At 68.0% G+C, this 410-nt stretch carries 1 protein-coding gene; it reads right to left on the bottom strand.

Translation table 11 applies throughout. From position 1 onward, the window contains the following. Positions 1–410 (bottom strand): hypothetical protein (locus tag MESCI2_RS1000000138700; protein WP_430981690.1); only part of this gene is annotated, 410 nt, incomplete at both ends.

Genomic DNA, 410 nt, shown 5'->3' with positions numbered 1-410 from the left:
CTCGGTGGCGCCGAGCACCGAGCCCGCGGCGACACGGGACGAGGCTGTCCGGTCCAACCCTCCGATCCGAGCATCGGAGGAGGGGCTCGCGGGCGTCGTCACATCAATCAGCGGAAGACCGCGGTAGGTGTCTGGCGCCATGGCGGTGGCGGGCATGGCGGGTTGGCGAGCCGGTGCCGCTGGCGCACTCATCGGCAAAGCTTGACCGCGATGCTGGACGTCATCGGTCCGCATCAGCTTCACGGCGGCGGCCTCTGTCTCTGGTATCGTGCGCTGCCGCTGCATGTCGCCGAACATCTGCCCGCGCCGACGCACCGGTGCAGAATGAGCATCATCACGCAGGTCGGACGGTGTGGGCGCATTCAGGTCAACAAAAGACTGAAGGCCGCCGAAGGTGCCTGAGGGCGCCC

The sequence above is a fragment of the Mesorhizobium ciceri WSM4083 genome, from assembly GCF_000519305.1.
In the GTDB taxonomy this organism is placed as follows: Bacteria; Pseudomonadota; Alphaproteobacteria; order Rhizobiales; family Rhizobiaceae; genus Mesorhizobium; species Mesorhizobium ciceri_B.
This window is presented reverse-complemented; position numbering and strand designations above follow the sequence as displayed.